Origin of the sequence: Arenimonas sp. (genome assembly GCF_019459675.1) — a bacterium.
Taxonomy (GTDB): Bacteria; Pseudomonadota; Gammaproteobacteria; order Xanthomonadales; family Xanthomonadaceae; genus Arenimonas.
Genome location: NZ_JAIBFH010000233.1, coordinates 1 through 7,576 on the forward strand (window position 1 = coordinate 1; position 7,576 = coordinate 7,576).

The 7,576-nt window shown below is 67.6% G+C and carries 8 protein-coding genes; 4 read left to right on the plus strand and 4 right to left on the minus strand.

Features of this window, described 5'->3' with window-relative positions; all coding sequences use genetic code 11:
* Window positions 1–13: 13 nt before the first annotated feature.
* The 4 genes from K0M70_RS07845 to K0M70_RS07860 all read right to left on the minus strand — a co-directional run bounded on the left by K0M70_RS07845 (window position 14) and on the right by K0M70_RS07860 (window position 2,781).
* On the minus strand, window positions 14–460 hold the full coding sequence (locus K0M70_RS07845; protein WP_290781243.1) for a hypothetical protein: 447 nt from the start codon (window positions 458–460) through the stop codon (window positions 14–16).
* On the minus strand, window positions 457–927 hold the full coding sequence (locus K0M70_RS07850) for a hypothetical protein (protein WP_290781244.1): 471 nt from the start codon (window positions 925–927) through the stop codon (window positions 457–459). The genes K0M70_RS07845 and K0M70_RS07850 overlap by 4 nt, the downstream gene beginning before the upstream one ends.
* Window positions 928–936: 9 nt before the next feature.
* Complete coding sequence (locus tag K0M70_RS07855) at window positions 937–1,254, minus strand: hypothetical protein (protein WP_290781245.1); 318 nt, start codon at window positions 1,252–1,254, stop codon at window positions 937–939.
* Window positions 1,255–1,326: 72 nt separating this feature from the next.
* Window positions 1,327–2,781, minus strand: coding sequence for a Do family serine endopeptidase (locus K0M70_RS07860; RefSeq protein ID WP_290781246.1), 1,455 nt, complete (start codon window positions 2,779–2,781; stop codon window positions 1,327–1,329).
* A 164-nt stretch (window positions 2,782–2,945) separates the two neighbouring features.
* Here K0M70_RS07860 and K0M70_RS07865 point away from each other — a divergent pair, with 164 nt between their 5' ends.
* The 4 genes from K0M70_RS07865 to K0M70_RS07880 form a co-directional block, all read left to right on the plus strand.
* On the plus strand, window positions 2,946–3,527 hold the full coding sequence (locus K0M70_RS07865; RefSeq protein ID WP_290781247.1) for a hypothetical protein: 582 nt from the start codon (window positions 2,946–2,948) through the stop codon (window positions 3,525–3,527).
* 419 nt (window positions 3,528–3,946) lie between these two features.
* Complete coding sequence (locus K0M70_RS07870) at window positions 3,947–6,097, plus strand: adenosylcobalamin-dependent ribonucleoside-diphosphate reductase (RefSeq protein WP_290781248.1); 2,151 nt, start codon at window positions 3,947–3,949, stop codon at window positions 6,095–6,097.
* 102 nt (window positions 6,098–6,199) lie between these two features.
* The gene (locus K0M70_RS07875; RefSeq protein ID WP_290781249.1) at window positions 6,200–6,823 is read left to right on the plus strand and encodes a hypothetical protein; all 624 of its coding nucleotides are present in this window, start codon (window positions 6,200–6,202) and stop codon (window positions 6,821–6,823) included.
* A gap of 100 nt (window positions 6,824–6,923) precedes the next feature.
* The coding region (locus K0M70_RS07880) for an NrdJb (RefSeq protein WP_290781250.1) at window positions 6,924–7,576 on the plus strand (653 nt) is incomplete at its 3' end.

Sequence of the window (7,576 nt, forward strand, 5' to 3'; positions counted from 1 at the left end):
GGACGCGCTGGCGTCAGGCGTCGGCTGGATCACGGCGGGGCGTCCTGGGTTTGCGCTTGCGTTTGCGCTTGGGTTTGACCGCAGCCTCGGCTTGCACCGGCGCTACCTGCGCCTCGTCCATGGCTTCGTCCACCGCCTCGGCCGCGGCGTCCTCGACGTCGCCGGCACCGGCCGCGGCGGCCGTGATGCCGGCCAGAAGCCCCGGCACCACGGTGTCGAGCAGCATCGAGAAGATCGGGCCGCTGACCAGCTTGCCATTGGCCGCCGCGGCCGCGGCCGGCGTGGCGATGCCGCTGGCAAAGCCCAGCGCCAGGCCCGACACGACGATGCGCACCGGGGTGGCGGTGCGTTTTATTTCGTCCTGCAGGTGGTGCCAGGCGTCGTGGGCTTCGGAACGCTGGCGGGCGCACTCGGCCTCGGCCTGCTGCACGGCGGCGATTTTTTCTTCCAGGCCCTTCACAGCGGCGCGTCCTCGTGCGAATTGACGTGGAAGCCCTTCTTGAGCTGGCGCCGCGTGGCCTCGAAATCGGCGTACTGCAGCAGCTTTTGCGCGCGCAGGATCCCGAACACCGCCACGCCCACGCTCACCAGCAGCGGCACCGCCAGCGCCAGCGGCCAGGGCGCGCCGGCGGCGCGCAGCCCCGCCACCAGCAGGGCGGTCAGCAGCAGGTAGGCCGTGCCCAACATCACGGTGGTGACCAGCAGATACAGCAGCGCGCTCACCAGCGCATCGCGCGCCAGGCTGACCTCGGCCGCGAACAGCCGCCGCACCGTGGTGAAACCGCCGAAATACGAACCGGCCGCCGCCTTGGCCGCGTCCAGCACCGCCTGCGCGTCGGCGCTGATGGTGCCGGCCGGGCCGGTGTCGGGCCGCGGCGGCTCGCTTTCGGGCGGGGCCTGGCCGGGCGCCTGGCGGGGCTCGCTCATCGCGGGCGCTTACTTGCGGCGGGTGAGGGCCGCGACCAGGTAACCGGCCGCGAAGGCGACGCCGAACGAGGCCAGCGGCTTGCTGCGGATCAGGTCTTCGGCCTGGGTCAGCATGCCCTTGCCCTGTTCGAGCAGGCCGTGCAGCTTCTCGTCGAGTTCGGCCTTGGCCTCGCGCGCGGCCGAGGCCCCGGCGTCGAGGGCGTCGGAAACGCCGGACTTGAGCGCATCGCGCGCGTCGCCGAGGTTTTCCTTGGCGGCGTCGAGGTGGCTGGCCGCTTCCTCGAACTCGGCATCGGCGGCGTCAATCGGGTTTCGGGTGCGGTTCATGCGGATCCTCCTGCAGCGTTGAGTGGCTCACATTACACCGTCGCCGCAGCCGGGGCCGGTACGGCGCCGCACTTACTCCATCACCAGGTACCCTAAGCGGCCGCCGCGCGCCACGCTCAGCACCAGCTCGCGCGGCGGCGAGGCCAGCGCGCTGCGGAAGGCCGCCAGGTCGCCCACGTTGTTGCGGTTGACCTGGCCGATGCGGTCGCCGGCGCGCAGGCCGCTCTGGGCGGCGCGGCTGCCGGGCGCGACCTTGCTGGCCACCACGCCGATCAGACCCTGCTGGCGGAAGCGCTCGGGCAGTTCGGTGAGGGTGGCGCCGGTCAGGCGCGAATCGATTTCACCGCCGTCTATTTCCTTGGCCTGGGCCTTGAGGATGGCCTGCACGGTGAGCTTGCGCTCGCCGCGCAGCAGGTCCAGCGTCACCTGCTGGTCCACGGGCAGCAGGCCCTCGATGTTGCGCAGCGACTGCGCGCCGTCCACGCGCTCGCCGTTGGCGGCGGTGATCACGTCGCCCGGGCGCACGCCCGCCAGTTCGGCCGGCGACCCGCGGTACACGCGCGCCACCAGGGCGCCGCGCTGGTTCTCGTCCAGGCCGACCTGCTTGGCCACGAAGGGCGTGATGTCTTCGCCGTCCAGGCCCAGCGAGCCCCGGCGCACTTCGCCGTAGGCCATCAGCTGGCGCATCACCTCGCGCGCCAGGTTGGCGGGGATGGCAAAGCCCAGGCCGATGTTGCCGGCGGCACTGCCGCGCGGATTGAAGCTGGCGGTGTTGATGCCCACCAGCTCGCCACGCAGGTTCACCAGCGCGCCGCCGGAGTTGCCCGGGTTGATGGAAGCGTCGGTCTGGATGAAGTTCTGGTAGCCCAGGCCCTGCAGGCCGCTGCGGCCCACGGCCGAAACGATGCCGCTGGTGACCGTCTGGCCCAGGCCGAAGGGGTTGCCCACCGCCACCACGAAGTCGCCCACGCGCAGCTGCGTCGAGTCGGCGAGGTTGAGGGCCGTCAGGTTCTCGGCCGGGATGCGGATCACGGCCACGTCGGTATCGGGGTCGGCGCCCACCAGTTCGGCTTCCAGCGTGCGGCCGTCGGCCAGGGTCACCGACACGCCGTCGGCGTTCTCGATCACGTGGTTGTTGGTCAGCACCAGGCCGCGCTCGGCGTCCACGATCACGCCCGAGCCCAGCGACTGCTGCACCCGCTGCTGGGGCATGCCCGGCATGCCGAACAGCTCCTGCAGGGGGTTGCGGACCCGGACCACCTGGCGGGTATAGATGTTCACCACCGCTGGGGTTACGCCTTCCAGCATCGGCGCCAGCGACGGGATCAGGTTGCCGCCGTCGCCGGCGGGCAGGGCGGCCTGGGCGGCGCGGGGCAGGGCCAACGTGGCGGCCTTGTCCAGCGCGGTGGCGGCCCGTGTGGGCGTGGCCACGGGAGCCGGCTCGGCCGGCGCGGACAGCCAATGGCTGGCGCCGGCGCCCGCGGCGGCGGCAATGAGGAGGCAGGTGACGGCGGTGAAGGGACGCATTGCGTGGCTCCGGAGATTTCTGGCCAGGGAACAGGCCTGCAGGTTGATCAAATAGCAGATGGGAACCCAACGGCGGCTGGACAAGGGTTGCCGATGGCTTCTTCGCAACCCGATGCCCAAAATGCGAGTGGGCCTCGACCCGCCCGCCCGCCGCCAGGACCGCCATGACGCCCGAGCCCCGCCCCGAATCCGAAGTGCCCCCCGTGTCCGCCCCGGCGCGCAAGCGCGATCCCGAGTTCTGGATCGCCATCGGTGCCCTGGTCATCAGCGGCCTTGCCATGCTGTCGTCGCTGATGCAGGTGAGCGTGCAGCGCAACCAGGAACGGGCCATGGTCTGGCCGCACGTCAGCGCCCGGCCGTCGTTCTCGGCCAAGGGCTATGAGTTCGTGGCCCGCAACAAGGGCCTGGGTCCGGCCCTGGTGCGGGACGTGGCCATCCTGGTGGACGGCCGGCGCGTGCCGGGGTGGATCGAGGCGCTGGATGTGCTGCTGGGCCCGGGCCACGGTTACGGCTGGGACCAGGTCAGCGCCAACGACCTGCAGGACACCGTGCTGGGGGCCGACGAGTCCTCGCGGCTGTTCGCCGTGGCCTGGGACGACCGCCTGCGCCAGGCCTTCCCCGGCGATGCCCGGGTGGAAGTAAGAATCTGCTACTGCTCGTTCCTGGGCGAATGCTGGACCAGCCGCGCCGGCCTGGACCACGACCGGGTGGACCAGTGCCCGGTGGTGCCGGCCCCGGGAGGGTGACGGTGGTCACGTTCCGGCGTGGTTCCACGGGGGCGTGAAGGCCCGGATTAGCGGGTTAAAACCCCGTTCCGGAGGTTTCAGGGGAAGTCTGGGAGAGCCGTGGAACATCTTGAAGCGGCTGATTTTTCCCATGTTGCAAGCCGTTGACAGACCCCTGAGGGAGGGGTAGTTTTGGCTGCCGCCGCCACTACATATTGTGGTGTGCGGCGGGGAGCGGCCCCAAGGCTTGGGGTCGTTGCAAAAAGCACGATGCGACGGCGATACGGCATGCAGGGAGCGGAACGGACAGCGTCCAGGCCACGGGGCCACACCCCGCAGTCGGGCCCCTTGTTCCTCGGCTTGCTGGCCGGCACGACCCAATAAGAATTCACAACAAGGCGCCCCCACCGAGGGGGTGACCCGGGAGGAAGAAAGGACTTATGAGCACGGTTCGCCTGGAGGCGGTCAAGAACAGCACGGCGCAGGTCATCGAGATGCAGCCGGCATCCCAGGACATCTGGGACAAGAAGTATCGCCTCAAGACCAAGAAGGGCGATCCGGTGGATACGTCCATCGACCACACCTATCAACGCGTGGCCAAGGCCCTGGCTGAGGCCGAGCCGACGGCTGAAAAGCAGAAGTACTGGTACGAGCGCTTCGTCTGGGCGCTGCGCCGCGGGGCCATCCCCGCCGGCCGCATCACGTCCAATGCCGGCGCGCTCGAGCACAAGCCGGCCACCAGCACCATCAACTGCACCGTGTCGGGGATCATCACCGACTCGATGGACGACATCCTGGGCAAGGTCCACGAGGCCGGGCTGACCCTGAAGGCCGGCTGCGGCATCGGCTACGAGTTCTCGACGCTGCGCCCGCGCGGCGCCTACGTGTCCGGCGCCGGCGCCTACACTTCGGGCCCGCTGTCGTTCATGGATATCTACGACAAGATGTGCTTCACCGTCAGCTCGGCCGGCGGCCGTCGCGGCGCCCAGATGGGCACCTTCGACGTCAGCCATCCGGACGTTAAGGAGTTCATCGGCGCCAAGCGCGAAGACGGCCGCCTGCGCCAGTTCAACCTCTCGCTGCTGGTCACCGACGAGTTCATGCAGGCCGTCGAGAAAGACACCGACTGGCCGCTGGTGTTCCCGGTGAACATCAAGGAACGCAACGAAATCGACGTGGACGACCCCACCCAGGTCGTCTGGCGCGACTGGCCGCACAGCAACAACTACGTCACCCGCGAAGACGGCATGGTGGCCTGCAAGATCTACGGCCACATCCGCGCGCAGATGCTGTGGAACCGCATCATGGCGTCCACGTATGACTTCGCCGAGCCGGGCTTCATCCTGATCGACCGCGTCAACGAGATGAACAACAACTGGTGGTGCGAAAACATCCGCGCCACCAACCCGTGTGGCGAGCAGCCGCTGCCGCCCTACGGCGCCTGCCTGCTGGGCTCGATCAACCTCACCACGTTCGTGCGCGACCCGTTCACCGACAAGGCGAGCTTCGACTGGGAGGAATACAAGGAAGTGGTGCGGGTGTTCACCCGCATGCTCGACAACGTGGTGGAGATCAACGGCCTGCCGCTGGAACAGCAGCGCAACGAGATCATGCGCAAGCGCCGCCACGGCATGGGCTTCTTGGGCCTGGGCAGCACGGTCACCATGCTGCGCATGAAGTACGGCGAGGCCGATTCGGTCGCGTTCACCGAGCAGGTGAGCCGCGAGATGGCCGTGGCCGGCTGGGAAGTGGCGCTGGCGCTGGGCAAGGAAAAGGGCCCGGCACCCATCATGGACGAGGACTTCACCGTTACCGCCGAGATGCTGCGCAAGCGCCCGGAAATGAAGACCGACGGCTGGAAGGTCGGCCAGGTGATCAAGGGCCGCCAGCTGCACGCCAAGTACTCGCGCTACATGCAGCGCGTGGCCGAAGTGGCGCCTGAGCTGGTGGCCGAGCTGGCCGAAGCCGGCGCCCGCTTCACCCACCACAGCTCCATCGCGCCCACCGGCACCATCTCGCTGAGCCTGGCCAACAATGCCTCCAACGGCATCGAGCCCTCGTTCGCGCACCACTACAGCCGCAACGTGATCCGCGAAGGCAAGAAGTCCAAGGAAAAGGTCGAGGTGTTCAGCTACGAGCTGCTGGCCTACCGCACCCTGGTGAACGCCGAAGCCATGCCCTACAGCAGCGACGACGCTTCCCGCCTGCCGGACTACTTCATCTCGGCCGACGACATCACGCCCAAGGCGCACGTGGATATCCAGGCGGCCAGCCAGAAGTGGATCGACTCGTCCATTTCCAAGACCGCCAACGTCCCGACGGATTATCCGTACGAGGATTTCAAGGACATCTACACCTACGCCCACAAGATGGGCCTGAAGGGTTGCACCACCTTCCGCTTCAACCCGGCCGCCTTCCAGGGCGTGCTGGTGAAGGAGTCCGACCTTGAGAACACCACCTACCGCTTCGAGCTCGAGGACGGCACGATGGTGGAGGCCAAGGGCAACGACGAAATCGAATACGACGGCGAGCTGCACAGCGCCGCCAACCTGTTCGATGCGCTCAAGGAAGGCTACTACGGCAAGTTCTGAAGCCTGAACGCGTGCGCGCAGGCGTGCGCATTCGGGCCCGGTTCGCGCTAAGTTGGCAAGGTCCGCGGCAGCTGCCGCGGTTTCATCGACGAGGTGAGGGGTATGAGTAACGGCAACGGTGTCAAAGCGGCCATTTCCAGTGCCGCCGAAACAGTCGGGGAAAAGGCGTCCGAGCTTGGCAGCGTGATTGCCGGCGGCGCCAACATGGCAATGACCGCAGCCAAGGAGCAGGTCAAGCGCGCCAGCAAGACCAACGCCGGCAAGGCGGTTTCCAAGGCCGCGGCCAGTGCCGGCAAAACGGTTGCGGCGGCGGCACAGGCGGTTGGGCTGACCAAGAAGAAGCCCGCTCGCAAGAAGGCGGCCGCCAAGAAGGCGCCCACCAAGGCAGCCCGGAGTGCAGCGGCCAAGAAGGGCGCCAACACCAAGGCGGCCAAAAAGGCCATCAAGGCCGTGAAGAAGTCTGTCGCCAAGACCGAGCGCAAGGTCAAGAAGGCCATCACGACCGCGAAGCGTTCCATCGCGGCCAAGAAGGTCGCGGCCAAGAAGACCGCCAAGAAAGCTACGCGCAAGGTCGCCGCCAAGAAGGCTGCGGTCAAGAAGACGGTCAAGAAAGCCGTCCGCAAGGTTGCCGCCAAGAAGGCCCCGGCCAAGAAGGCAGCAAAGAAGGTCGCCAAGAAGCCGGCGGCCCGCAAGACGACCGCCCGAAAGGTTGCCAGGAAGCGCTAAAGCCTGAGGCTGTCCCGATGTGACACCCCGCCCCCCCGCCGCTGTGCGGTGGGGGGCTCCGGGCGAAACCCCTCCGAATCCGATAAGCAAAAAGAAAAGCATGGCCATCAAGATCAGCAAGAAAATCAAGTCCTACAGCGTCCAGAAGCCCGAGGACAAAGCCAAGGAAGCCGCCGCGCCCGTCGCCGCGCCCGTGGCTGCCGTCGTCGAGTTCCCCGGCGCCGACATCATCCAGATGCACGAAAAGGTCGAGCGCCCCGAAGTGCTGATCGGCAACACCTACAAGATCAAGTCGCCGCTGGTCGAGCACGCGATGTACGTCACCATCAACGACATCGTGCTGAACCCGGGCACCGAACACGAACTGCGCAGGCCGTTCGAAGTGTTCATCAACTCCAAGAACATGGACCACTTCCAGTGGATCGTGGCCCTGACCCGCATCATGAGCGCCGTGTTCCGCAAGGGCGGCGACGTCACGTTCCTGGTGGACGAGATGAAGGCGGTGTTCGACCCGCGCGGCGGCTACTTCAAGGCCGGCGGCGTGTACATGCCGTCCATCGTGGCCGAGATCGGCTCCGTGGTGGAAGAACACCTGAAGTCGATCGGCATGATCATCGACCCGGAGCTGAGCGACGCCCAGCGCCAGCTGATCGCCGAGAAGCGCGCGGCCTACGAGAACCGCGCAAAAAAAAAGTCTGAGTCCAGCCTGAGCGGCGAGGGCCCCCGGGGCCGCCCCCCCCCCCCCCCCCCCCC